The sequence below is a fragment of the Cedecea lapagei genome (assembly GCF_900635955.1).
In the GTDB taxonomy this organism is placed as follows: Bacteria; Pseudomonadota; Gammaproteobacteria; order Enterobacterales; family Enterobacteriaceae; genus Cedecea; species Cedecea lapagei.
The window spans coordinates 1,722,134-1,747,031 of sequence record NZ_LR134201.1 but is presented as its reverse complement, the minus strand read 5'-3'; the positions used below and the strand labels follow the sequence as shown (position 1 = coordinate 1,747,031).

The window sequence follows — 24,898 nt, the reverse complement described above, 5'->3', positions numbered from 1 at the left end:
AAAAGCCGCAGCCCGGCTAGCGGCATACTATGGGTCCGATATTCGGTATGCTCTTTTGGTTTTCAGGGTAGTCAAACTCGGCGAGGCAACTGCCGTTTTCCGTTGTCACCCGAAGCTGATTATGCAGCTCAAGCGCGTCAAAGTAGGCCATACCATCAAATCCGACGACGGTCTCCTGCCCGCTTCCCGCCAGCGATCTGACGGGACTTCCCTCGACGATTGCTTTACCTCTGACATCCACCAGCAGCACCTGCGCCGCCCGAACCGGCTTGATCTCAAAATTCACCAGCGTGCCGGAGCGATCTGCCGGCGTGGCGTTAAGGCTAACGTTGCGGATCCGCATATTGGCCGGGAGATTCATCGGATCGATGCTTATCAGGTTGTTTTGATAGCTGTTTAGCGGCGTCACCAGCAGCAGGCCGCTGCTGTCGCTGTTGCCTACAAGGTTATTTTGCAGCTTGACCGGCACGTCAGGTATACCGTCGGTAGATACCACGGCAAAACCGTTGTTGATCTCCCGGGCGGCAAATACCCCGCCGCCCATCATCACCAGCGAACCCGTTGCGCCCGCATAACCGTAGTGGTTATCAGGAATGCTGCGGAAGCCGGTATAGACGCGGCCATAACGCCCCAGGTAACCCACTTCGCCCTGACCGCTTTGCTGCGAACTCTGCTGGCTGCCGGCCACGTTCCAGCCGACGCCGCCTTCAGACGGCGGTGCCTGGCTGGCATTAAGCTGATAACCCATCTTGTCGCCGGTACGCTGCACCGTTGCGCTGGCGGTAAGGTTATTTTGTGTACTTACGGTCATCATCAGATAAACACTCCGGTCGCGGGTGTTATCCACGTTCTGATTAAAGCTGGCGCTGAGGGAGATGCTTTCAGTAATCGATTTAAACCAGCTGGCGTTGGCGTAACGGACAGCGCTTTGATCCGGATAGCGAAACTGCAGGTAGCTGAGGCTAAGATTCCCGCCCTGGCCAAAGTTATACCCCAACACCGCACTGCCGCTGAAGGTAGGCGGAGGCGCGCCATAACGTGTTGCGACATCGTGATAATCCCCTGAAGTGGCCGTGGCGCTGGAGCTAAAGTTGAAGCGCCCGCCGGACCAGCGATAGCCCAGCCCGTACAGATAGCCGTTCTCCCCTGCGTCAGCGCTGGCGGCCAGCGCTGTAGAAATTGTTCCCGCCTGACTTCCGGGGATCCAGTCGCTGCTTATTCCGCCATTTACCAGGCTGTTGCTGGCTTCAAAATGGCCGCCGGCGGTCAGGCTGTTGCTAAATCCACGGCGCCATGTACCGCTCAGCGCGGGTTCGCTACCGTAGTCAAAAGAGGAGTAGCCGTAGTTCTTTCTGACCACGCCCAGCTCGAGAGACCAGTCCGTCAATCCCTCTCGCAGTAAAAGCTGATCGTTATAAAAAGAGAAGTTCTGTACGCTGGTTCTGCCCAGCGCATCCGTCATCATTACCTGAGCATTCCCTGCTCCGGTGATGTTTGGCAGAGTATTCAACTGGAAACTGCCCGCCGGCACTTCGCCGTTGTAATATTTGACCCCGTTGACATACAGCTCAACGCTTGAGGGTAGCGTGGCCGAACCGAGAAAGGCGGGCAGCGGCGTCGTTGGCATATAGGGCTTGAGGCCAAAATCAGTGCCGACTTTTATCCCGGCGATGCGAGTCTGCCGGGACCAGGCGAGAGAACTGGTCAGCGTGTCGCCGAGGCTAACCGCCACCATTTGTTCGGGAAACGAAGTGCGCCAGCTGGTATCCAGGCGGCTGAAGGACGAACCATTGTTCTGCTCCGTGGAGTAGCGGGTCAACTGGGTGGAACTGAGCACCCCCGCCGAGCTAAACACACGGAACTCACTGAATGAGTTGAAGTTGCTTTCTTTCCCTCCGTCGGCATAGAGGTCGTAGTTCAGCAGCGCGCCAAAGGCATTGGCGGCTGTCGGCGCGGAGATATCAGACTGATTAAGCTGGGTGGTTTTCAGATCCAGCAGGCTCAACGGCGCGGTCAGCGCCAGCGTTTGCTGCTGCACGTTATAGTCAACCGACACCTGCGGAAGGTCATTCAGGTAAAAAGGCGGCTGCGCCTTTTCCGGCAGACGAATGCCCAACTGACGGAGGGCCATAGCATCGGCGTAAAGTTTTCCTTCGGCATAGCCAAGGTGAACCAGGCCCACGGAATTACCGTTTACCGTCGTGTCGAGATATAAATCAACGCCTACAGGCTGGGTTGTCCCATTAGTGACCGCATTCTGAGGTAAGTCATTATTAGTATTCTGTGCTGCCGTCGTGCCTGAGAAAAATAAACCATTAAGCAAAATAATTTTTACCAGAGAATATGGCCAGTCATAGATCTTGTTCTGTTTTTTGACCATTGATAGTGACTTCAACTTTTCCACTAGGGTAAGCATCACCGGCAGACGATGATATTATCCACCGCATAGTTGAACCTGGAAGAACATAACCCAAAAGACCCGGCGTAATCGTTTTTCGCGCACCATTAGCAGAAATAAACGTCATGGCTGAAAGCTGAGCATGACTGTTTCCCTGATTACGCACATCAACAAATGTTTTGCCGTCGATCTTAATTAATGACCATTTCAGCTTCACCGAGTTTTCCCCCTCCCCGGCGGGCAGCAGAAATACCGGAACTGAATAGCGCATCACATATTGAATTTTATTTCGCTGCGGACGAGTCTGGGGTAGCTCATCGATAAACAAGCGGTACGCCTGTTCAGCCTGGCTGGGAGGAGGTCCCGTGCGGATCACACGAATAAGCTGACGCTCTCCCGCTGGCAGCGTCACAACCGGCGGGCTGATCACCAGCCCCTGAGACGCCGACAGCTTGTCGGCATAGCCATCCTGCTGCCAGTTAAAAACGCGCACCTGAGCGTTGAGCGGCGCGTCACCTTCATTGCTCAACCAGATACCGTCTGCGTTTTGTGCTGCCCTTAAGGTCAGATTAACCGGTGATATTTGCAGGCCACCGGCTAACGCCTCTCCGCCCAGCGCCAATAGCAGGCCCGCGCAGGCAAAACGCCCACCTAATTTCAATTTCATCCGCTGTCCTGAAATCAGTAGTTAACGTTGACGGTGACCGTATCCGCGTAGCTATCGGGCGTGAAGTTGGCGCTTGCCGCCGTCGCATAGACGGTATAAGTTTGCGCGGCCCCGGTCCCGGTCCCCGCCACGCCGTTACCTACCGTGGTTGTCGTCGCGGTGTTGCCCCAGACAGGTCCGGTAGCGGAGGTCTGGTTCAACTGATAAGGGACTTTATCGGTGTTGGTGGCGGAGTTAGCCACGGATGACATTGCCCCCGATCCAGTGGTGGTGCCTCCGTTCGCCGCCGATGGCGCGAGGCCGATAAAATAAGGCGTCGTCTTCGAACAGTTAACGGTGAAGGTATTGCTTTGTGAGGTATTTACTGCACTGGCGTTGACCGTCCCCAGGTTAATATTCGAGCCGCTGCCGGCGGTCACCGCGCAGGACTTTTGAATAGTAATCAAAACCTGAAACGTACCGTTTGCCACCGCCGCATTAGCCGATGGAATAATCGCAAACGCAGTACAAGAAAGAATTAAGCGTGCTGCAGTGGCTGAATTCATATCCTTAACCTTATTCAAATGACTCAATCATGCTTCGTCAATTTGCAACGAAGCGGTAGGGGATGACTTAACGTCAGTCTGTGTTCACTTTTATACAGGCAATAAATCCCATAATTCGTCGTTAATATAATCGTCAAAAAAACCTGATAGCTGCCGATAAAATATCGCCAACTAAACTTCCCTCTTCATTACGGAGTCTTCCCTGCCCGAACGTTCAGTTTATAACCAGAAAATGAGCTTTTTCTTTCGCCATGCAGAGCCCACAGGTCAGAAAAAAATCAGTATGTTACGTCATCACTTAGTTGAAATTTAGTTTAGAGATCCGGAAATAACCAACCGTGAACTCAAATTCAATAAAACGGCGCACAGGCAAGATATTCTCAATAAAAACAACAATTTAACTACTCACTCACCCCCCGTTATGAAAAGTGAAAAGAATATATCCGTCAAATTGTGATATTCATCACAAATAATGATTAAGTGCTGCTTAATTAACAATTTACAGAATTTATAAAAAAGAGTTGTATATCGGCGCCGTTTGATTCAAGTTATGCTCCGACTATTTACGGCCCGGTGATAATAATTATATAGGGGTCAGTAAGTTACAAAAAAACACACATTAACTACAGTCAACTACGGGGTTACCAAGTCAGTGGCAAGTTCAAACAAACTCACGCTATTCATCATTCTGTTCATGATAGCGGGGATCTTTACCGGTGCGGCCATCCACGAATACGCCGCGGCCGAGGTCATCAAAAGCTATGCCGATAACATCACGCTGTTCACCGATATCTTTCTGAGACTGATTAAGATGGTGATTGCACCGTTGGTCTTCAGTACCCTGACGGTGGGGATCATGAAGCTGGGTGAGACCTCCACCATTGGCCGCGTGGGCGGGAAAGCGATGGTCTGGTTCGTCTCCTCTTCCGTGCTGTCTATTCTGGTCGGCCTGTTTATCGTCACTCTCGAACATCCGGGTGCGGGCATGAACCTGCAGGTCCCGGCGGAAACCGTGCAGACCGGCCTCGCGGTAAGCGGCATGACGCTGAAGGCGTTTATCTCCCACACCATTCCAACCAGCATTGCTGGTGCGATGTCGGACAACGAGATCCTGCAGATTGTGGTCTTCTCTATGTTCTTCGGTATCGCAGGGGCCTCTTTGGGTGAGAAGTTTAACGCGCCGCTGGTGGGCGCGCTGGATGTGGTTTCCCACATTATGCTGAAAGTCACCGGTTACGTAATGTACGTTGCGCCGCTGGCGATCTTCGCCGCTATCTCTTCGGTGATTGCGACCCAGGGCCTGGGCATTCTGCTGAACTACGCTTCGTTTATCGGCGGCTACTATGTGGCTATCGTGCTGACCTGTGTGGTGCTGATTAGCGTCGGCTACATGGTACTGAAGCGCGATGTTTTCCGCCTGCTGGCGATGCTGAAAGATCCGGTTCTGGTTGCCTTTACCACCAGCTCCTCCGAAGCCGCCTACCCGAAAACGCTGGATCAGCTAACCCGCTTTGGCTGCTCGCGCAATATCGCCTCGTTTGTGCTGCCTATCGGTTACTCCTTTAACCTCGTGGGCTCGATGGTCTACTGCTCCTTTGCATCCATGTTTATTGCTCAGGCCTACAACGTTCACCTCTCCTTCTCCGAAATTGCCGTGCTGATGCTTACGCTGATGCTGGCGTCGAAAGGGATTGCCGGGGTACCGCGCTCCGCGCTGGTGGTGCTGGCGGCGACTATTCCAAGCTTCAATATTCCGGTGGCGGGTATCCTGCTGCTGATGGGCATCGACCACTTCCTGGATATGGGCCGCTCGGCCATCAACGTGCTGGGCAACGGCGTGGCAACGGCGATGCTGTCCAAAAATGAAGGGATGCTGGAAGAGACCGACACCGTAACGGTGGAAGAAGTTAAGGCATAAAAAAAGGGGCTACCTGCGGGTAGCCCCTTTCCTGTTATCTACGCAATTAAGCCACCGCAGAATCCAGCAGCTCCATCTCTTCGCTGTTCAGCAGCTTCTCGATGTTCACCAGAATCAGCATACGTTCACCCAGCGCGCCGAGGCCTGTCAGGTACTCGGTAGACAGCGTGACGGCAAACTCAGGAGCTGGACGAATCTGGTCGGCGGTCAGCGACAGCACGTCAGACACGCCGTCTACCACAATCCCGACTACGCGCTTCTCGAGGTTGAGCACGATAACCACGGTATTGTCGTTATATTCCACGCCGTCCTGCTCGAACTTCAGGCGCAGATCGATAATGGGGACAATCACGCCACGCAGGTTGGTCACGCCTTTGATAAAAGCAGGCGTATTCGCGATACGCGTTACCTGATCGTAACCGCGGATCTCCTGCACCTTCAGGATATCAATACCGTACTCTTCATCGCCGAGAGTAAATACCAGAAACTCCTGGCCTACATTTTCCCCAGTCAATTTTGTCACATTCGTTAGTGCAGTCATTTGCGTACCTATTTTCTTATGCGGTTAATCAGGCGACGGTAAGCGCCAGACGTTGTTCACGGTTTAGCCCCTGCAGCGCAGAAACATCGACGATCAGCGCCACGCTGCCGTCACCCAAAATGGTGGCAGCAGAAATGCCCGGTACCTTGCGGTAATTGCTTTCCAGGTTTTTCACCACCACCTGGTGTTGACCAATCAGCTGATCGACCAGCAGCGCGTAGCGGCGTCCTGCGCTTTGCAGGATAACGACGATGCCCTGCGTGGCTTCAGTTTTCGCACCCTGAACGTCAAAGACTTTCCACAGTTCAACCAGCGGCAGGTATTCGCCGCGTACTTCCAGCACGCGCTCGCCGCCCGCCAGCGGGTGCAGATCTTCTTCCTGCGGCTGAAGGGATTCCATTACCGCGTTCAGCGGCAGGATAAACACTTCATCGCTCACCTTCACCGACATGCCGTCGAGGATGGCGAGCGTCAGCGGCAGGAGAATACGAATAGTGGTACCGGAGCCGGCTTTCGACTGAATCTCAACGTGCCCGCCCATCTCCTGGATATTACGTTTCACAACGTCCATGCCGACACCGCGGCCAGAAACGTCGGTGACCTGCTCGGCGGTGGAGAAGCCCGGCGCGAAGATAAGCATCCCTACTTCATCGTCGGTCATACTTTCACTGACCGGCATGCCCTGAGAAATCGCCTTCGCCAGAATACGCTCGCGGTTAAGTCCCGCCCCGTCGTCGGTCACTTCAATGCAGATATTGCCGCCCTGATGCTCAGCGGACAGGATCAGGTTGCCGACTTCTGACTTCCCGGCTGCGCGACGTTTCTCCGGCGACTCAATACCGTGGTCGAGGCTGTTACGCACCAGGTGCGTTAACGGGTCGATAATGCGTTCGATCAGGCTCTTATCCAGCTCGGTTGAGCTGCCCATCAGCGTCAGCTCAACCTGCTTATTCAGCTTACCGGCAAGGTCGCGTACCAGCCGCGGGAAGCGGCTGAAGACGTACTCCATCGGCATCATGCGAATCGACATCACCGATTCCTGGAGATCCCGCGCGTTACGCTGCAGCTGCCCCATGCTGGTGATCAGCTCGCCGTGATTCACCGGATCGAGCTCGTTAGAACGCTGGGCCAGCATTGACTGGGTGATCACCAGCTCACCGACCAGGTTGATCAGCTGGTCCACTTTCTCAACCGCCACGCGAATGCTGGTCGACTCTGATGCTCGTGCCGCTGGCTTATCGCGCTCCACGCGCCCTGTCGCAGGGGTTAACGGCTCAGGCAGGCCAGCTTTTTGCACGGCGACGGCCGTTTGCGCTGGCGCTTCTGGTACAGCGACGGAGGTTGTCTCCGCGACGGCTGGCGCGCTGGCGGCAACAACCGGCACAAAGCTGATTTGCTCGGGCTCAATCACGAAGCAAAGCACAGCCGTAATGTCATCTTCGCTGACGCTGGTTTCCAGCGTTGCCGTAATAGAAGCCACATCCTTCACAACATCGCTCAGGGTGCCAAGATTACCCAGCTCCTCAAGCATCAGATCGCGCTCGGCCTCTTTCAGCCCGTCGATCACTACGCGCAGTTTGCCGCCGTTATCGCCAGCCGCAGCAGCCTGCCGCTCCGTCTCTACCACGGAGAGTTTGGCCGGTGCCGAAGGGGCTTCGCCCTTCGCTTCCAGGGCCAGCTGGCGCAGCGCTTTGCAAATGTAGTCGAAGCTTGCGGCATCCGGCTCTTCAGAGTTTTTATAAGCGTCCAACTGTTCTTGCATAATATCCTTGGTTTCCAAAAACAGGTTGATGATATCGGTGTTAAGCTGCATCTCACCGCGCCGCGCTTCGTCGAGCAGGTTCTCCATCAGGTGCGTCGTTTCCTGCAGGATGGAGAAGCCAAACGTTCCGGCACCGCCCTTAATGGAGTGGGCTGCACGGAAAATAGCGTTCAACTGTTCAGAATCAGGCGCCTCGGGGACCAGATCCAGAAGATGCTGCTCCATATCGGCCAACAGCTCGTCGGCTTCGTCAAAAAATGTCTGGTAAAAATCGCTAATATCCATGCTCACGCTATCACCTCGTACCTGCTTGTGGCGCAACTGTGTTATTCGCCGGAGCCGCCGTAGTATCCTGCTGCAGAACGCTAAGAGGCTGGTTATCGCTCTCGGAGTTCTCATGCATGATGGCGTCTTCGGTCTGTTTATTAAGCACCAGCAAACTGATGCGACGGTTAATGGCGTCACCGCCTCCGCGTTTGGAGAGGCTCATCTGCGAGGACATCCCGATAACGCGCAGCACTTTGCCGTCGTCGAGACCGCCCGCCACCAGCTCACGGCGGGAGGCATTCGCGCGGTCAGCGGAGAGTTCCCAGTTGCTGTAACCGCGCTCGCCATTAGCATAGGGCAAATCATCGGTGTGGCCTGACAGACTGATTTTGTTCGGAATACCGTTCAGCACTGGCGCGATTTTGCGCAGAATATCGCGCATATAGGGCTCCACTTCCGCACTGCCGTTTTTAAACATCGGGCGGTTCTGACTGTCGATGATCTGAATGCGCAGCCCCTCCTGAACCAGATCTATTTGCAGGTGCGGACGCAGCGCTCGCAGTTTTGGGTCGGACTCAATAAGCTGGTCCAGGTCCCCTTTGATACGCTTCAGGCGGTTAGCCTCCATGCGCTTGCGGAGCTCTTCAATATTGGGCTGTTTCTTCACTTCCCCCTGCTGCTGGGTAACGTCATCGCCGCCGCCGGGGATCGGACTTTGGCTGTCGGAAATGCGCTGCCCGCCGGTAATGGCCTGGGCCAGCGGCGTACGGAAATAGTCAGCAATTTGCGCCAGCTCTTTCGGGCTGGAGATGGATATCAGCCACATCACGAGGAAGAAGGCCATCATCGCGGTCATAAAGTCCGCGTAGGCAATTTTCCATGAGCCGTGAGCCGCCCCGCCGTGTCCCTTATGCTTGCGACGCTTTATGACAACGATGGGATGGGCCTGATTTTTCATACTTCTTCTTCCGTCGCGCGCTGCGCGTTCGGTGAACGTACTGCTCTGACGTGCTCTTCCAGCTCAACGAACGATGGACGTTCGCTGGAGTACAGCGTTTTACGACCAAATTCCACCGCGATTGGCGGCGCATAACCATTGAGGCTGGACAAAAGTGTAACCTTTACGCACTGCATCATTTTGGTGGTTTCAGCGCTTTTCTGGCGCAGTACTGTGGCTAATGGAGAAATAAAACCATAGGCCAGCAAAATACCAAGGAAAGTTCCCACCATGGCGTGCGCAATTAACGCCCCTAATTCCGCAGCAGGACGGTCTGCGGATGCCAGCGCGTGAACAACCCCCATTACTGCAGCAACAATACCGAAGGCAGGTAATGAATCACCCATCAGCGCAAGGCTGTTCGCTGGTATTTCCGCTTCACTTTCATGGGTCTCGATTTCTTCATCCATCAGCGCTTCAATTTCGAAAGTATTCATATTTCCGCTGATGATCAAACGCAAATAGTCGACAATAAAATCAAGCATCATGGCGTCCGCTAAAATACGCGGATAGCTGGCGAAGATTTCGCTTTCTTTAGGGTTTTCGATGTCTCTTTCAAGTGAAAACATCCCCTGCTGACGCGACTTAGCCATCAGACGATAAAGCAATGCCATCAGGTCCATATACATGCTTTTGGTATATTTTGAACGTCTGAAGAGCAGCGGCAGCGCTTTTAAGGTGCCCTTAATTGCTTTGCCGTTATTCCCTACGATGAACGCCCCAATACCCGCCCCACCAATGATTACAAATTCAGCAGGTTGATAAAGTGCGCCAAGGTGGCCGCCGGTTAACATGTAACCGCCGAACACTGTCCCTAAAACAACCAGGTAACCTATTAAAATCAGCACGAGATCATCCTTACGCCGTTGAGTGTAGCGAGGATGCCAGGGGGGCAGATGCAGCATCATGTTTGGGCATAAAAAAAGCAGCGGTAATTGCTCACCGCTGCTGGAATGCGCAAACACAGAATCTGTTATACGGCCTGTTCCACCTGGTCATCCAGCAGTTGTGGAATAATATCGGCAGCATTCTGGGAAAGTTTACGTCTTTTTACCGCCCTTGATGGCGGCTGGCACAGACTGCAGGCAAAGCTGCCGACCGGCTGGTGTGCGTGGGTGATAAAATTGCCCCCACAGCAGTTACACTGGCTTAACTGGAGCATGCCGCTCTCAACAAAACGCACCAGCGTCCATGCGCGAGTCAGCGCCAGAAGCGGGCCGTCCGCCTGGGAAGGACATTGTTCAAGGTAGAGTCGATAGGCTTTAATGACCGCATCAACGCCGGTACAAAGGCCGCTGCGAAGTAAAAACTGCCAGGCATTGCAGAACATGGAAGCATGAATATTTTGCTCCCAGGTCATAAACCAATCAGTAGAGAAAGGCAGCATCCCTTTAGGAGGTGGACTTCCACGGAGTTCTTTGTAGAGTTTAATCAGGCGACCGCGGCTCAACTGCGTTTCGCTTTCCAGCATTTGCAGTCGGGCCCCAAGGGTTATCAGCTCCATGGCGAGCTGAATGTCACGAGCTTCCTGGACAATACTTTTCTCGCTCATTTGTTATGCCCTTTTTTTCTTAGGTGCCTCGGCAGGCGTCGACACCTCATTCAATAAACGGGTAGATAACAAAATACCGGTATGAATTTGCTGTAAATCATCCACACGGGAGTCTTGTGTTAAGCGAGTAATCGCCTGGCTTTCGCTAAAGCGGAACTGACAAATTAATTGGTTAGTTTCTGCCAGTTTAACCATTTGGGGTAACGTGAGTTCCCCGAGAGTATTAGCCATATCTTCTGCGATGCCCAGACGAAACATGGCTGAAGGTTTGTCCTGACTTATAAGACGCTGTGCAAGCAATAAGTACGACAAATTTATGTCGTAAATATGTTTTAGCAACTCGGAAGTATGCATTTTTTCCATCCCGAATAACCAACTATTATTGTATGCGGCCTAGCCTAAATATTTCGGATGACAGTAAGGTGTCAACATCAGGAAATTCTCCAGAAACTTACGACTGTAAGAAACCGAAGCGATGCTTCGCGCCATTACTGTTTTCTGAACTATTAGGGGGTTGTTACCGCACCCCGCGATGTCGCCGGGTCTCCCCGGTTAAATTAAAACAATCGTTACGGCCAAAATGCACGGATAAATCCTGGCTCTGACTTAGCCCTCCGCGTACTGCAGTAGAAGCTGTTTCCCTGACAAAGCCCGAACGCCTGTTGGCGTTCATCATTTTATTACAAAAAACTAAGATTTTTCCTAATTCGGGCAAACTCTACTCGCAGCCCCAAGCACATACAATGCAGCCATCGGCGATTTTAGAATTTATGTGACGCAGATCACATAAATACATCAATCCTTGAAGTGAAAAGCATCAGAATCGCTTTTCATTTGCTTACTTTTTCATCGTATTAAGAATTTTCCCGAGGAGAGATGACGAATAGTGATACTGAAATATCACAACATCCTGAGTTATCTTTGCTTTTTATCCTATCCCGGCGCACAGGAATGCCTGAGCGATCACATTTTACGTAAGCTGTAGGTCGTAATCTGCCGTTATTCATAGACTTAAATCAAATTATAGCGGCATTTTAACCGAACGTTATGATTTCAAAAGCGCCAGTTAGCGAAAGTGATCACCCGATCCAGGTTCGCAAATTAATCTGTTCCTCTTATGGCAAATTTTTGAAAATCGACTATCAAAAGATGTTGCAAATTCGTTTCATAAGAATAACTAAACAATTCACATGCGTGACTTCACATTTTGACGAGCCATAAGCGTTGCGCCTGACCCGCATCTGGTGTAAGAAAATGTTAACAATTCACACAAAAAATGTGGAGGATCTGTATGAGCTATCATCATGTGCTGGTTGCCGTTGCCGTCACGCCAGAAAGCCATCGACTGGTACAAAAGGCCGTCTCTATCGTCAAACCCGTCAACGGAAAAATTACCCTCGTCACGCTGGCCTCCGATCCCGAGTTGTACAATCAGCTTGCCGCCCCGATGCTGGAAAATCTGCGCGATCTGATGCTGGAAGAAACCCATCTTTTCCTTGATGAACTAAAATCAAAAGCACAGTATCCTGTTGAAAAGGTAATTATTTCCACAGGGGAACTAAGTGAACTTATTCTCAGTATCTGTGAAAAACAGGATGTGGATTTGGTGCTTTGTGGCAATCATAACCAGAGTTTCTTCAGCAAAATCACCTGCTCAGCCCGAGCGGTGGTAGCCTCGAGCCAGATTGATGTGCTGCTGGTGCCACTTTAAAAACGTCCCGGTAGAAAGCGGAGCTGGCTTGGCGGTTGTGGCCTCTCCTGAGCGATTACCCCGGTTATTCCTTAGTGGCTAATTGCGGTAATTTACGAAAAATCATTTTTTTATCCTGGTATATTTCCTTTTTCCTAACAGGAAAACACGTGTCGAAATAAACGACACGGTTTTCGTATTCTTTTTGCCTGAACAGGGGCCGCTTCGCTCTCATTCTCCCCCGGCTCATGTCCGCCTGAGCATCGCGCTCTCTTCTTCAGGCTCAACCTCTTCATGCCAGAACCCTGCGGATTCACGATATGTACAAAAAACAATTCATTAGCCGCGCCAGCCAATTCTTCCCTGTTGATGCCTCAGGTTCGCTTACTTTTTAAGCTTCCGCGCCTCAATGCCCGTTCCTCATCGCCGTTTCACTCTCCTCTAGCCACCGTTTTTTTGTTTTATATAGGCATTAACGGATCGCTTAATTACCCCTCAAGTGGGGTAAAGGTGATCTCATCCCGCTTACGCAAAAAATATTAAAATTAACTAAAAAGAAAAAAATGATTAACATGCCATAAAGCCGCGCGGGGCTGTCAGAGCTGCGGTTGATATAGGCAATAAGGCGAAGTCCCACCAGCAAAGATGAAATATATTCTATATCAAATACAGCAAGTTACATCAAAAATATACGAATCATGGTTGCAGTTTCTTTTATTTTGTAAAAAAATTAAAGAAATAAAAATAGCCTTCTCCGGGTCGTTCCCCTGACCGGGCAGACGCGTATTTTTATTCGCTCCCCTTAAGCATTGCTCATAGAAATAAGGATATTTATATGCCCGCTGCCAGCATGATCCAGAAACTTAATGCGCAAATTAACCGTGAATTTTATGCCTCTCACCTGTGCCTGTATCTGAGCGCGTGGTGCACCAGGAACCACCTGACCGGCAGCGCCGATGTTCTTCGTGGTCAGGCTCAGAACCACGTTACGCACATGATGCGGGTCTTTAACTTTATGAAACGGGCAGGCGGTATGCCGAGCGTTGACACGATGACGCCGCCTGAATGCCAATGCCTGAACCTGGAAGAGCTGTTTCAACGAACGCTGGATGATTACCACCTGCGCCACGAAACGCTGACTATGCTGAAAGAAGAAGCGAAAGCGGCCAATGCCGATAAAATTGTGAGTTTTCTGACGACGTTAAGCAAAGAGCAGGATCGTGATGGAGAGCGGCTACAAATGATCCTTGCAGAGGTGCGTAGCGCCCGAAAAGCGGGCCTGTGCATGAGCCAGACTGACCAGCATCTGCTGAATCTGGTCGAAAAAGAGTACCACTGATGAGCTCTTTATAGAGGGAAAAGCACCTGCTGAAGGCGGGTGCTTTTTTCTTGCTCTGGTGCGGCATGGCCCCTGGCGTCCAGAAAGCGGGACTAGTGCGCTTCTTTCTGCTGGGTAAATTTCAGCTCGATCAGGGCAATCGCTTTCTGAATCGCGCGGCGCGTTACCGGATCTACAGCGGCAGGGTGGCTGGTAAAATCGATGGTTTTCAGCTGCTCCGACATCTTTTCACGGACTTCAACCGGCGCAATAACGTCGATCACGTCAAGAATTTGTTTAATCACTAACTGACAAGCCACGACGTCGGAAACCAGTTCCTGATCGGCAGAGAGGTGTTCGGCCATTTTAATCTCCTGTTTTATTTGCGCGACAGTCTACCTGCGCCTCTCCGCTCGAGGCAACAGAACATTCGGTGGAAAAGCCTCATCAACGGTTGTACGGGTTCAAGCGGGAGGCGAAAGCCCTGTTGATTTATTTTTCGGACTGCCAGCAGGCAACCCGGTGCCCCGGCGCAATCTCGCGCATTTCAGGAGGCTGCTGGCGGCAGCTAGCCATGACCCTCGGGCAACGGTCTGCAAATTTACAGCCGCCCCCCTCACCGCCAGCTTCGCCCCTGAGCCCGCCTGGCTCCAGCATTTGAATATGCGGGTCGGCAATGGGGATGGCGGCCAACAGCGCTCGGGTATAGGGGTGAGCCGGTTGGCGATATAACGTTTCCGCAGGGGCCTCCTCCACCAGCGTCCCCAGGTACATCACCCCGATACGGTCTGAAATATGGCGAACCATCGACAAATCGTGAGCGATAAACAGGTAAGTCAGCCCCAAAGCCTGCTGCAAATCCTGCAGGATGTTCACGACCTGAGCCTGCACCGACACATCAAGGGCGGAGAGTGGCTCATCGCAAACAACGAACTCAGGGTTCACCGACAGTGCCCGGGCAATACTGATACGCTGCCGCTGACCGCCGCTAAATTCATGGGGAAAGCGGTCGAGGTGCCCACGGCTTAACCCTACCTGCTCCAGCAGTTCCAGCGTTCGACTTTGCCGCCGTTTTGCATCGTAGCCGTGAATGCGCATGGGTTCCGCAATCAGCTGCGCCACCGTCATTCCGGGGTTGAGCGAGGAATATGGATCCTGGAAAACGGCCTGCATGCGGCGGCGAACAGGTTTGAGCTGACGTTCGTCTAGCGCGGCAATATCGCGCCCGTCGAACTCTATCTCGCCATCGGTCACCTCGAACAATCTCAACAAACTACGGCCAAGTGTCGATTTACCGCAGCCCGACTCTCCGACCAGACCGTAGGTTTCCCCTGGAAAAATATCAAAGCTAACGCCATCCACGGCTTTGACCGTAATCCCACGGCCGAACCAGCTCCGATCGGAGGTGAAATGCTTACGTAAATTACGGATACGAATTAAAGGAGAAGGGTCAGACATTAGCGGCCTCTTTTTCCCACAGCCAGCAGCTAACCTCGTGGCCGCCAGCAAGCGTGTGTTTTGGCGCAGGCATGTCGCAAACGGCCATGCGCTGCGGGCAGCGAGCGGCAAAGGGACAGCCCGGCGGCGGATTCAGCAGACCGGGCGGGCTCCCTTCTATCGGCGACAGGCGCTCTTCACTGCCATCAGCTCGAGGCAGGGAGGCAAGAAGGCCGCGCGTGTAAGGATGAGCGGGCCGGTAAAAAATCGCCTCAACGCTCCCCTGCTCCATCACCAGCCCGCCGTACATCACCACTACACGCGAACACACCTGCGCAACCACGCCCAGGTCATGAGTGATCAATAAAATCGCCGTCTCCGTTTGCTGCTGAAGATGCTTAAGCAGGCGAAGGATCTGTGCCTGAATGGTGACGTCCAGCGCGGTGGTTGGCTCATCGGCAATCAATAAAGAAGGATTGCACGACAGCGCTATCGCTATCATTACCCGCTGGCGCATACCGCCGCTAAATTCATGCGGATACTGCTCATAACGCTTTTCCGGCTGGCTAATCCCCACTTGGACGAGCATGGCAATCGCCTTCTCTTTCGCCGCTTTTCTGCCCAGGCGTTGGTGACGAATAAGGATTTCGCTCATCTGCCGTCCGACAGTCAACACCGGGTTCAGCGCCGTCATCGGGTCCTGAAAAATCATCGCTATCTCACTGCCGCGCAGGTGGCGCATTTGCTCCGGCGTTTTGCGAGCCAGATCTTCACCCTGAAAGCGAATATGCCCGTCAACGACCTTGCCGTGACTCCCCAGCAAATTGATTACCGATTTGCAGGTAACGCTTTTACCGCAGCCTGACTCTCCAACAATGCCCACAACTTCCCCCCGCTGCACGCTAAAACTCACGCCACGTACCGCATGGACTTCACCCTCGCGGGTAAAGAAGGATGTTTTCAGGTTATCGATTTCCAGAAGATTATTCATCACGGTTTGCCCCCGGCTCAAAGGCAGTCCGGAACACGTCGCCCAGCACGTTAAAGCTCAACACCGTCAGCAGGATTAGCACGCCGGGGAACATGGCAAGCCAGGAAGCTTCGCCGATGTAAGACTGAGCGTTATTCAGCATGCTGCCCCAGGAGGCATCTGGCTGCTGCACGCCAAGACCAAGAAAGCTCAATGTAGACTCCATTAAAATGGCAGAGGCAATATTCAGCGTCGCCGCCACAACGATCGTCGGCAAAATAGTAGGGATGATATGGCGGGCAATAATCCGCAGAGGATGCTCGCCGGAGGCTCGCGCGTAAATGACATATTCACGCTCTTTTAGCGTCAAGGTTTCTGCGCGAATCAGACGCGACATGCTCATCCAGGTGAGTGCGCTGATGATCAAAATAATATTGGCAATCCCGGGCTTCAGGTAAGCATTGAGTACCAGCAGCAGGAAAAAGGCGGGGATTGACATCAGTATATCCACCAGCCTCATTAGCAGGCTGTCTATTTTACCGCCGAAGTAACCGCTGATTGTGCCTACCAGCGTGCCGATAAGCGTAGAAAACAGCATCGCCAGAAAGCCGACCATCAGGGAAATCTGCCCGCCATATAGCGCACGCGTAAAGTAGTCTCTGCCATATTCATCCGTGCCAAACCAGTGCCTCGCATCAGGAGGCAGCATCCGCGCCTGAAGCGACATCTGGTTTGGGTCCCATGGGCTGAACAACGCCGATAATGACGCCAGGGCAAAAAACACTAACATTGCCAGTGAAAGCTGAGCGGGAAGGCTCTGTTTCATTCCCTGTTTAACCTGTTTCCATCTTCTGCTCATGATTACCTCAGCGCCTTAATGCGCGGGTCCGCCACGCGATACAGAAGATCGGCCAATAAATTCCCCGCTATCAGCATCAAAGAAGAAAGCAGAATAATCGCCATGATCAGCGGGTAGTCCAGCGAGGTAATAGCCTGGATCCCCAGCAGCCCCATGCCCGGCCAGGAAAAAACGCTTTCCGTAACGTAAGCGCCCGCGATCAGCTCGCCAAAAGAGAGCCCGAAAAGCGTAATGACTGGAAGCAGTACGTTTTTCAGCACATGGCGAAACAGGATAGTGCTGCGGGTCGCGCCATAGGCAAGCTGGGTTTGCACGTAGTCGGCAGAGAGCTGGCTAATGGTGTTAGAGCGGATATAGCGCACATAGCTGGAGAGGTTGTAAAAGGTCAGCGCAATACAGGGCAGAATGCCGTGACGCACCACGTCCAGCCAGCCGTCCTCCAGGCCGATCGTCCTCATTCCCATGCTGGGCAGCCAGTTTAGCTGCACTGAGAACACGGTGATAAGCAGGATGCCAAACCAGAAGATCGGCACCGAAATCCCGACATAGGCAAACAGATTCAGAACATGGTCGAGCCAGCGGTGTTTAAAAGCGCCCGCCAACAGCCCTAACGGGATGGCCAGCAAAATAGCCAGCAGCAGTGAGGCCCCCATCAGGCCCAGGGTTGCCGGAATGCGCTCGGCAATCATCGTCAATACCGGACGGTGATAGATCAGGGAATAGCCCAGGTCACCTTGAAGCAGATTTTTCAGCCACAGCAGATACTGCACCGGCAACGGTTGGTCCAGGCCCATGCTTTGACGAATGCGTTCGATATCATCCGGGCTCATGCGCGGCGTAATATACGCCTGGACAGGATCGCCCGGAGCAAGCTTTACCAGCAAAAAAGAGACCAGCGAGATAAAAAGCAGCATCGGCAGCAGCTGCAATAAGCGCCGGAAAAGAAGGTTATTCATATTTTCGCCTTCCTCAGCCCCGCCTGTGCAAAACAGACCGGGCTGAGGGTCACTCATTGTTATTGTTGATAAATCTTCGACAAGTCCTGGAACATATAAACAGGCTTAGGCTCCGCCTCTTTTGTACCGCCAAAACGTTTATCGACCGCCACGACCGCGTTGGTGTAGGCAACAGGATACCAGGCCATATCGTTGGCTACGGTTTGCTGGATCTGCTTGTAGATAGCCGCGCGCTTCGCCGCATCTGTTTCGGTCGAGCCCTGCTCCCACAAAGCGTCAAATGCCGGGTTCTTATAGTGCGCGTAATTATAGGCTTCATTGCTCATATACAGCGACTTATAGCCGTCCGGCTCAGCCCCCCATGATGTAACCGCCAAGGCTTAGCTCATACGCCGTGTTTTTCATGTCCTGGCTACGCTGAGACATCGCGTTGGCATCCAGAGGCAGTAATTCAACGTTAATGCCTGTCGCCTTGAGCTGCTGCTGGATATAGAGCCCCATGCTTTCCTGAGTTTTATTGCTGTTGATGTACGCCAGGCGCAGCTTCAGTCCCTCCGGCTGCCCGGACGCTTTAAACAAGGCTTTGGCTTTATCGAGATCGTACTTGTACGGCTCCACGTCGCTGGTCTGGTAGAGGGTATCCGGCGTCAGAATAGACGCCGCCGGTTTGGCATAATCGAGAGAGGTGAAAGCCGTTTGCACCAGTTCGTCTTTGTTCAGCGCATAGGCGATGGCCTGACGCAGCGCTTTGCTCTTCATGCTGTCAACGTTCTGGTTGAACGTCATATAGGCCAGCCGGCCCTCCGGGTAGATAATAAAGTCAAACTTGCCGGTAGCCTTCAGGCGGGAGACATCCTGCGGGTCAACCATCTTAAGGTTGATTTCCCCGTTCTGTAGCGCAAGGTTGGCCGAATTTGCGTCCTTCGCGAAACGGTAAGTGACCGAGTCCAGCTTCGGTTTACCGTTCCAGTAATCGTCGAAGCGCGTCAGGGCGTAATACTGGCCTGCGCGGTACTCTTTAAATTTGAACGGGCCGGAGCCAACCGGTGAATCGTTGCGAGCACTTTTTTCAAGGTCACCCTTTTCACTATCAAAGATATGCTGCGGGATCGGGTAGATTTGCACCAGCGTCCCGGCAAAAGCTGCGCTGACCTGCGGCAGCGTGAATTTCACCGTCAGCGGATCCACTTTGCTTACGTTAAGGGGTTTATTGCCATAGACAAACAGGCTGCGGAAAAAGCTGTGCTGCTTTTCATCCAGCAGTTTGTTAAAAGTGAAAACGACGTCGTCGGCGGTAATAGGCTGCCCATCCTGCCATTTCAGGCCGGGCTTCAGCTTCAATGTCCAGGAGAGATTGTCCGCAGAGGGCGTCAGGCTTTCCGCCAGGCCCCATTCAATCTTGTCGCCGTTATAGCTGTAAAGCGGCGAATAGAGCGCCTGCATAATCGTTAACGTAGTACGATCGCTGGCGTATAGCGGGTTCATGGCCAGCGGATCGCCGGAGGTAATACCGATAATCAGGCTGCCTCCCTGTCTGGCTTCTTTTGCCGCCGCAGGTGCTGCTGCGGTCTCTTTTTTCGCGTCATCACAGCCGCTTAATGCCAGGGCCAACGCCGCAACCAGCGCCGACAATACCAGAGGTTTACGCATTGCTTCAGAAACTCCTTGCTCAGTAAGAGCCCGCATAGTGCGACACTCGCCACCGCTTGTAAATGTGCTTAAAAAGCATAAGCTTAACCAGATTTTAGCTATCCGCATCCGGCCTGAATCCGACGCCTGAAGAGGAGATTATTTAGCCGGCGCTCATCGCATAATTTCTCCTCTCAGCCTTATGCGGGCGTAAAAAAGCAGCCTGGTGGCTGCTTTATCACTTCATCCGTTTAAGTTTGCGCTACCGCTCAGCGGAACATCGCCACCGCGTCATGAAGGTGGTGCGCCTGCTTCTCCAGCTCAGCGGATGACAGCACCGACTTCTGAACCAGATTCACGTTCTGCTGCGTTACGCTGTCCATCTCCCGCACGGCCACGCCAACCTGCCCGATCCCCTGGCTTTGCTCTACCGATGCGCTGGCAATCTCCCCCATAATGTCGTTAACCTGCTTTACGGCTTTGAGGATCTCATCCATCGCTTCCCCGGCTTTTTTTACCTGCTGCGAGCCGGTGTGAATATTACTGACCGATTCATTCAGCAACGTTTCAATCTCTTTTGCCGCCCCGGCGCTGCGGCTGGCCAGGTTACGCACTTCGCTGGCGACGACCGCGAACCCCTTCCCCTGTTCCCCGGCTCGTGCCGCCTCAACCGCCGCGTTAAGCGCCAGGATGTTGGTCTGAAACGCAATGCTGTTAATCACCGTCGTGATGTCGACAATCTTGTTTGCGCTGCTGGCGATAACATCCATTGTCTTCACCACCTGTTTCACCGAAGCGCCGCCGTTCATTGCCGTGTTGGTGGCATTCTGCGCCAGATGGCTGGCGTGGCTGGCATTCTCGGCGTTGAGCTTCACCGTACTGTTAAGCTGCTCCATACTGGCGCTGGTTTCCTCCAGGGCGGCGGCCTGCTGCCCGGAACGCGATGAAAGGTCGGTATTCACCCCGGACACTTCGGTGGCGCTGGCACGAATAGCATCGGCGCTGTCACGAATGCGGCTAACCGCCTGCTCCCAGTTCTCCTGCATTTTTTGGATAGGCGGCACCATCAGGCCGATACAGTTGCGACCCAGATCCGGCAGCGTGGTAGCCAGCTCCCCCCGCGCCAGGACATGCATATGGCCGCGTATGATGTTCACCGGTTTTACCAGACAGAACCACAGGTAACGTTCGGTAAAAAGGGTAATCGCGATGCTAATAGCGATTGAAAGCACCAGCATAAACTGAACCCTGTCGATCCCCTCCAGCAGGCCCGCACTCAACGTCAGCCCTTGCTTAAGATTGTGCAGCAGCCAAAGCGTCCCTCCCGCTACGCTTATCCAGGTCAGGGTTGAAAAGATCTGTATCAGCACCACCATCGCTCGAATTTTAATATTGCGAATCACATTCATCTGTCTGTTTCCCCGGTCAAAAATAAAATGCACTTCCTGTGCGGCTTTAGCGACGCGCGTCCTGATTTATTCCCTCGTATACCTGCATAAGTGAAATTAAATCGCGCCGTAGCGCTATTGTCGGCACGTTTCAGCAAAACTTGACGCGTATTTGATCAAAAAATCGCCGCAAATTTTGTGGGGAATTTACGTTAGGTAAAACGTTTTTATGCCGTAATTTGAATTAAGGTTTATTTAAAATTCGAAATTTACAGAATCCGTCCCACCGGGGATTGAAGCAGCTTTTCTCCACGCCTGGCGTGCTACCATGAAAGCGGTTAAGCATGAGGTATTCATAAAGATGAAGCGCATTTATCTGGCCGCTACCGCCCTGTTACTGGGTGGATGCACCGTAAGCAAAACGCCCGTTCCGCTCAACGCCAACGAGCCTGCTGGCGTCGTCCGCCTCGCCTATAACCTGCCGCCGCTGCAGACGGCGAAAGTGGACAAGTTCCTCGCGCAGTCAACGGCCACGCGCCAGTGTCAGCAGTGGGGCTATGCCAGCGCGCTCCCTTACGGCAGCGACATCAAGACCTGTACAACCTACAGCGGCACTCTTTGCCTGAACACGCAGGTTGTCCTTGAGTACCAGTGCCGCGGGGTTAGCGGACCACAATATGCTGGCGTCACCAGTAACTGGTAATTTTTGAATATTCCTCTATTTTTAGTAGCATCCAGCAAAAGAGAACCCTGACGCCAATGTAACAAGCTCCTGACGATAACGCTCTCGCGATGCCGTTTTCAAAACGGCGGCTTGACTCTGTTTATTCATCAGGAAGTTACCATGATTCTTTTGCTGCTACGCGCCCTGCGCCAGCACCGCTGGTTGACGCTACTCTGGCTTGCACTGCTGTTTTCCTCTATTGGCAATGGTCTGACCTACGTTCTGGTCTTCAGCCAGCTTTTAAACAGCCATGCCTCGCCCACCTGGCTGGCTCTCGCCTACGTTCTTTCCCTCGCTCCCGGTCTACCCGCAAGCTTTTTGGGCGTGTGGTTATTAAAGCGCTGGCCACCGTTTTCCGTCCTTATCCTCGGCGAAATCCTGGGCCTGGCGGGCCTGATCCTGCCCTGCCTCGCGCTATCGGGAAGCAGCCCTCTCTTGCTGCTGTTAAGCCAGGCCGCAGCGGCATTTAGCTCCGGCATGACGGTGCCGGTGCTCAGCCAGCTCTTCAAACAAGGACTACCCAAAACCCTGATGCCCGCTGCCGCCGGGATTGAAACGCTGGTGTTTGCTGCCAACGTTATTTTCGGCGTTGGCGCCGGGACACTGCTGTATGGCCACATCAGCCTCTGGCTGATGCTGGCTATCGATGCACTCAGCTTCATCGTCGCCATCGGTTTGCTGTGGCTGGCTGCAGCCGCCTTTACCCCACAGAGTGAAGAGGAAAATAAGTCCGCCCGCGCCGAAAGATTTAGCTGGCGCAGGCTTTCACCTACGCAGAAACGCAGCCTGCTGTTGCTGCCCAGCCTGGCGCTTGTAGGCGCTCCGGTAATGGCTTTGCTACCGGCGCTGGCGCCCTCGTTACCCGGTGATAACACCGACAACGGGCTAATCCTGCTGTTTGCCCGCAGCGCTGGGCAACTGCTGGCGCCGCTGATCCTCAGTGAGAAACTGGTGCGCTATCGTGCCGACGCCACGCTCCCCCTGATGCTTGCGCTGCTACTTTTCACGCTTTGTTATTTCGCCGTGGCGAAATCAGGCAATTTGTGGATTGCCGTGCCGCTGATCGTTACCGCCCATCTCTTCAGCAACTGGTTCTATCTGGTGGCAACGCTTAACGTGATGGACAGCTTTTCCTCAGGGCTGGTCGGCGCGGCAATGGCCTCAGGCTGGCGCCTGCAGCTTTGCCTTACGCTAACCCTACCGCTGGCAACCGGGATGATTGCGGAACATTTTCCAGCGCAGTGGGTCCTGCTCGGGAGCGGCATCACGGGGATTATTCTTGCCTTGTTGATGCTGGGTGACTTGCGAAAACTATCGAATTGTAATTTGATAGCGCGGCGGAATCATTCCGCACTTAATTTTAATAATGATGATGACAGTAAGACAGGTGGATAATGGCACTTTATAAAGCAACACTTGCAGGGGCATTAGCTCTGGCACTCGCGGGCTGTGTAGCACCGGCAAAAACAACGACGGCGGTTACCGCACCGGCTAAACAGTGCCAGGTAGGCGATCAGATGACGCAAACCACGCTCTATTTCGGCATCAGCCGCCCATCCGGCGCAGAAATCACCGCCAATGAATGGCGCAGCTTTGTGGATAAAGACGTCACCCCGCGCTTCCGCGAAGGGCTGACCGAATACGACGCAAAGGGCCAGTGGCTGAATGCGAAAGGCGAAGTGACTCACGAGCCGAGCAAGGCGATTATGCTCATTCGCGGCAGCGATGCAGAGAGCAGCAAGAAGGTAGACGAGCTGCGCTCTATCTATAAAACCCGCTTTGCCCAGGAATCTGTGATGCGCGTTGACCAGCCGGTCTGCGCAGCGTTCTGATAAGCAGGGACTAAAAGAAACGGCGGGGAAACCCGCCGTTTTTGTTTTTACAGTACTAACCCGGCAAAAGCCGCCGACAGCAGGCTGACCAGCGTCGCGCCATAAACCAGGCGAAGACCAAAGCGGGAAACCACATTCCCCTGTTTTTCATTCAGCCCTTTGATGGCGCCGGCGACGATGCCGATAGAGGCAAAGTTGGCAAACGAAACCAGGAAGACCGACAGGATCCCAAGGCCGCGCGGCGACAGCGTCGACATGATCTTTTGCAGCTCAATCATCGCGACAAACTCGTTAGCTACAAGCTTGGTGGCCATAATACCGGCCGCCTTCAGCGCATCCGCCTGCGGAATACCCACCAGCCAGGCAAACGGATAGAACACGTAGCCAAGAATTTGCTGGAAGCTCAGGCCGAAGACCGTAGCAAACAGCGCGTTAATGGCGCTGATAAGCGCGATAAAACCGATCAACATTGCCAGAATAATCATTGCCACTTTAAACCCTGCGAGAATGTACTCCCCCAGCATTTCAAAGAAGCTTTGCGACTCGTGCAGCTTTTCAAGCTTGATTTCTGGCTCAGCGCCTGGGCGAGTCGGGTTGATGATCGACAGGATAATGAAGGTGCTGAACATATTCAGGATCAGCGCGGCCACCACATACTTCGGCTCCAGCATCGTCATGTAGGCGCCGACGATGGACAGCGAAACGGTGGACATCGCCGTTGCGGCCATAGTGAACAGGCGGCGAGAGCTGAGGTCACCAAGCACGCCTTTATAGGCAATGAAGTTTTCTGACTGGCCGAGGATCAAAGAGCTGATGGCGTTAAACGATTCCAGCTTGCCCATGCCGTTCACTTTCGACAGCAGCGTACCCACGATGCGGATAATAATCGGCAAAATGCGAAAATGCTGGAGGATGCCGATCAGCGCTGAAATAAAGATAATCGGGCACAGCACGCCGAGGAAGATAAAAGCCAGCCCCGCCTTGCTCATTCCGCCGAAGACGAAATCGCTGCCCTGCCCGGCAAAGGTCAGAAGGTGGCCAAAGAAACCGGACACGCCGTTAATCACCCACAGGCCGCTGTCGGAGTGCAGAAAGAAGAAAGCCAGCAGGCCTTCAATAACGATAAGCTGTAACAAAGCGCGCAGACGGATGGTTTTACGATCGAAGCTCACCAGCCACGCCAGCCCCATGATGACAACAAGTGCGAGAAGAAAATGAAGAATGTTCATGTGCAGTCTAATTTTGAAAGAAACGTATTTAGCCACAGCTCCTGCGCCAGGTAAATGGTGGGCATAAGAATATTTAGCCATAAGTTTTTCCAATGACTACATACACTTATTCTTAGCATGGTTACCATTTCAACGGAAAAAACCGCGCTATTTTATTCACGAAGGCAGCACATTAAATAGAAAAGCGGAACAAGATTAATTCTCATTATTAATTCAAAC

The 24,898-nt window shown here is 53.1% G+C and carries 24 protein-coding genes; 6 read left to right on the top strand and 18 right to left on the bottom strand.

Translation table 11 applies throughout. The annotated features are described in order from the left end of the window. Nucleotides 1-16: 16 nt before the first annotated feature. From EL098_RS08505 to EL098_RS08495, 3 genes are read right to left on the bottom strand one after another with little or no spacing between them, the layout of a single operon-like run. The gene (locus tag EL098_RS08505; RefSeq protein ID WP_126355833.1) at nucleotides 17-2,380 is read right to left on the bottom strand and encodes a fimbria/pilus outer membrane usher protein; all 2,364 of its coding nucleotides are present in this window, start codon (nucleotides 2,378-2,380) and stop codon (nucleotides 17-19) included. Next, nucleotides 2,352-3,065 (bottom strand): fimbrial biogenesis chaperone, encoded by a 714-nt coding sequence (locus tag EL098_RS08500; RefSeq protein WP_126355832.1) that lies wholly within the window; start codon nucleotides 3,063-3,065, stop codon nucleotides 2,352-2,354. Before EL098_RS08500 ends, EL098_RS08505 begins: the two co-directional genes overlap by 29 nt. Before the next feature lie 14 nt (nucleotides 3,066-3,079). Further along, nucleotides 3,080-3,610, bottom strand: a complete 531-nt coding sequence (locus tag EL098_RS08495) for a Csu type fimbrial protein (RefSeq protein WP_126355831.1) — start codon at nucleotides 3,608-3,610, stop codon at nucleotides 3,080-3,082. A gap of 652 nt (nucleotides 3,611-4,262) precedes the next feature. Between EL098_RS08495 and EL098_RS08490 the strand changes: the two genes are divergently transcribed. Continuing rightward, complete coding sequence (locus EL098_RS08490) at nucleotides 4,263-5,528, top strand: dicarboxylate/amino acid:cation symporter (RefSeq protein ID WP_126355830.1); 1,266 nt, start codon at nucleotides 4,263-4,265, stop codon at nucleotides 5,526-5,528. Nucleotides 5,529-5,574: 46 nt separating this feature from the next. On the opposite strand, the gene cheW is transcribed toward EL098_RS08490, so the two are convergent. From cheW to flhD, 6 genes are all read right to left on the bottom strand, one after another. Continuing rightward, on the bottom strand, nucleotides 5,575-6,069 hold the full coding sequence (cheW, locus tag EL098_RS08485) for a chemotaxis protein CheW (RefSeq protein WP_016536985.1): 495 nt from the start codon (nucleotides 6,067-6,069) through the stop codon (nucleotides 5,575-5,577). A 28-nt stretch (nucleotides 6,070-6,097) separates the two neighbouring features. After that, entirely contained in the window at nucleotides 6,098-8,116 is a 2,019-nt protein-coding gene (gene cheA, locus EL098_RS08480) for a chemotaxis protein CheA (protein ID WP_126358389.1), read from the bottom strand. A gap of 10 nt (nucleotides 8,117-8,126) precedes the next feature. After that, entirely contained in the window at nucleotides 8,127-9,056 is a 930-nt protein-coding gene (gene motB, locus EL098_RS08475) for a flagellar motor protein MotB (RefSeq protein WP_126355829.1), read from the bottom strand. Further along, nucleotides 9,053-9,943 (bottom strand): flagellar motor stator protein MotA, encoded by an 891-nt coding sequence (gene motA, locus EL098_RS08470; protein ID WP_126355828.1) that lies wholly within the window; start codon nucleotides 9,941-9,943, stop codon nucleotides 9,053-9,055. The genes motB and motA overlap by 4 nt, the downstream gene beginning before the upstream one ends. A 125-nt stretch (nucleotides 9,944-10,068) precedes the next feature. After that, the gene (flhC, locus tag EL098_RS08465; RefSeq protein WP_126355827.1) at nucleotides 10,069-10,647 is read right to left on the bottom strand and encodes a flagellar transcriptional regulator FlhC; all 579 of its coding nucleotides are present in this window, start codon (nucleotides 10,645-10,647) and stop codon (nucleotides 10,069-10,071) included. 3 nt (nucleotides 10,648-10,650) lie between these two features. Next, nucleotides 10,651-11,001, bottom strand: a complete 351-nt coding sequence (gene flhD / locus EL098_RS08460; protein WP_197718546.1) for a flagellar transcriptional regulator FlhD — start codon at nucleotides 10,999-11,001, stop codon at nucleotides 10,651-10,653. A 937-nt stretch (nucleotides 11,002-11,938) separates the two neighbouring features. On the opposite strand from flhD, the gene uspC reads away from it, so the two are divergent. Both uspC and EL098_RS08450 read left to right on the top strand, forming a co-directional pair. Beyond that, on the top strand, nucleotides 11,939-12,358 hold the full coding sequence (gene uspC, locus EL098_RS08455; RefSeq protein WP_126355825.1) for a universal stress protein UspC: 420 nt from the start codon (nucleotides 11,939-11,941) through the stop codon (nucleotides 12,356-12,358). A gap of 814 nt (nucleotides 12,359-13,172) precedes the next feature. Continuing rightward, on the top strand, nucleotides 13,173-13,676 hold the full coding sequence (locus EL098_RS08450; protein WP_126355824.1) for a non-heme ferritin-like protein: 504 nt from the start codon (nucleotides 13,173-13,175) through the stop codon (nucleotides 13,674-13,676). Nucleotides 13,677-13,768: 92 nt separating this feature from the next. On the opposite strand, the gene EL098_RS08445 is transcribed toward EL098_RS08450, so the two are convergent. The 8 genes from EL098_RS08445 to EL098_RS08415 all read right to left on the bottom strand — a co-directional run bounded on the left by EL098_RS08445 (nucleotide 13,769) and on the right by EL098_RS08415 (nucleotide 20,915). Then, on the bottom strand, nucleotides 13,769-14,020 hold the full coding sequence (locus tag EL098_RS08445; protein WP_126355823.1) for a DUF2766 family protein: 252 nt from the start codon (nucleotides 14,018-14,020) through the stop codon (nucleotides 13,769-13,771). Between the two features lie 127 nt (nucleotides 14,021-14,147). Continuing rightward, entirely contained in the window at nucleotides 14,148-15,113 is a 966-nt protein-coding gene (locus EL098_RS08440; RefSeq protein WP_126355822.1) for an ABC transporter ATP-binding protein, read from the bottom strand. Then, the gene (locus tag EL098_RS08435; protein ID WP_126358388.1) at nucleotides 15,106-16,083 is read right to left on the bottom strand and encodes an ABC transporter ATP-binding protein; all 978 of its coding nucleotides are present in this window, start codon (nucleotides 16,081-16,083) and stop codon (nucleotides 15,106-15,108) included. Before EL098_RS08435 ends, EL098_RS08440 begins: the two co-directional genes overlap by 8 nt. Beyond that, the gene (locus tag EL098_RS08430) at nucleotides 16,076-16,888 is read right to left on the bottom strand and encodes an ABC transporter permease (protein ID WP_232012365.1); all 813 of its coding nucleotides are present in this window, start codon (nucleotides 16,886-16,888) and stop codon (nucleotides 16,076-16,078) included. The genes EL098_RS08435 and EL098_RS08430 overlap by 8 nt, the downstream gene beginning before the upstream one ends. Before the next feature lie 35 nt (nucleotides 16,889-16,923). Further along, on the bottom strand, nucleotides 16,924-17,877 hold the full coding sequence (locus tag EL098_RS08425) for an ABC transporter permease (protein WP_126355820.1): 954 nt from the start codon (nucleotides 17,875-17,877) through the stop codon (nucleotides 16,924-16,926). 59 nt (nucleotides 17,878-17,936) lie between these two features. Continuing rightward, nucleotides 17,937-18,254 (bottom strand): periplasmic substrate-binding domain-containing protein, encoded by a 318-nt coding sequence (locus EL098_RS23410; protein WP_232012362.1) that lies wholly within the window; start codon nucleotides 18,252-18,254, stop codon nucleotides 17,937-17,939. Then, complete coding sequence (locus tag EL098_RS08420; RefSeq protein ID WP_232012360.1) at nucleotides 18,229-19,527, bottom strand: ABC transporter substrate-binding protein; 1,299 nt, start codon at nucleotides 19,525-19,527, stop codon at nucleotides 18,229-18,231. The genes EL098_RS23410 and EL098_RS08420 overlap by 26 nt, the downstream gene beginning before the upstream one ends. Nucleotides 19,528-19,775: 248 nt before the next feature. Beyond that, entirely contained in the window at nucleotides 19,776-20,915 is a 1,140-nt protein-coding gene (locus EL098_RS08415) for a methyl-accepting chemotaxis protein (RefSeq protein ID WP_126355819.1), read from the bottom strand. A gap of 340 nt (nucleotides 20,916-21,255) precedes the next feature. On the opposite strand from EL098_RS08415, the gene yecR reads away from it, so the two are divergent. The 3 genes from yecR to EL098_RS08400 all read left to right on the top strand — a co-directional run bounded on the left by yecR (nucleotide 21,256) and on the right by EL098_RS08400 (nucleotide 23,450). Further along, nucleotides 21,256-21,597 (top strand): YecR family lipoprotein, encoded by a 342-nt coding sequence (gene yecR / locus EL098_RS08410; protein ID WP_126355818.1) that lies wholly within the window; start codon nucleotides 21,256-21,258, stop codon nucleotides 21,595-21,597. Nucleotides 21,598-21,738: 141 nt separating this feature from the next. After that, nucleotides 21,739-23,013 carry an MFS transporter gene (locus EL098_RS08405; protein WP_126355817.1) on the top strand — a complete coding sequence of 425 codons (1,275 nt, stop codon included), beginning with the start codon at nucleotides 21,739-21,741 and terminating at the stop codon, nucleotides 23,011-23,013. Continuing rightward, nucleotides 23,013-23,450, top strand: a complete 438-nt coding sequence (locus EL098_RS08400) for a DUF3574 domain-containing protein (protein ID WP_126355816.1) — start codon at nucleotides 23,013-23,015, stop codon at nucleotides 23,448-23,450. The genes EL098_RS08405 and EL098_RS08400 overlap by 1 nt, the downstream gene beginning before the upstream one ends. A gap of 47 nt (nucleotides 23,451-23,497) precedes the next feature. Here EL098_RS08400 and EL098_RS08395 read toward each other — a convergent pair whose 3' ends face one another. After that, nucleotides 23,498-24,679 (bottom strand): NupC/NupG family nucleoside CNT transporter, encoded by a 1,182-nt coding sequence (locus tag EL098_RS08395; protein WP_126358387.1) that lies wholly within the window; start codon nucleotides 24,677-24,679, stop codon nucleotides 23,498-23,500. Between the last annotated feature and the right edge of the window lie 219 nt (nucleotides 24,680-24,898).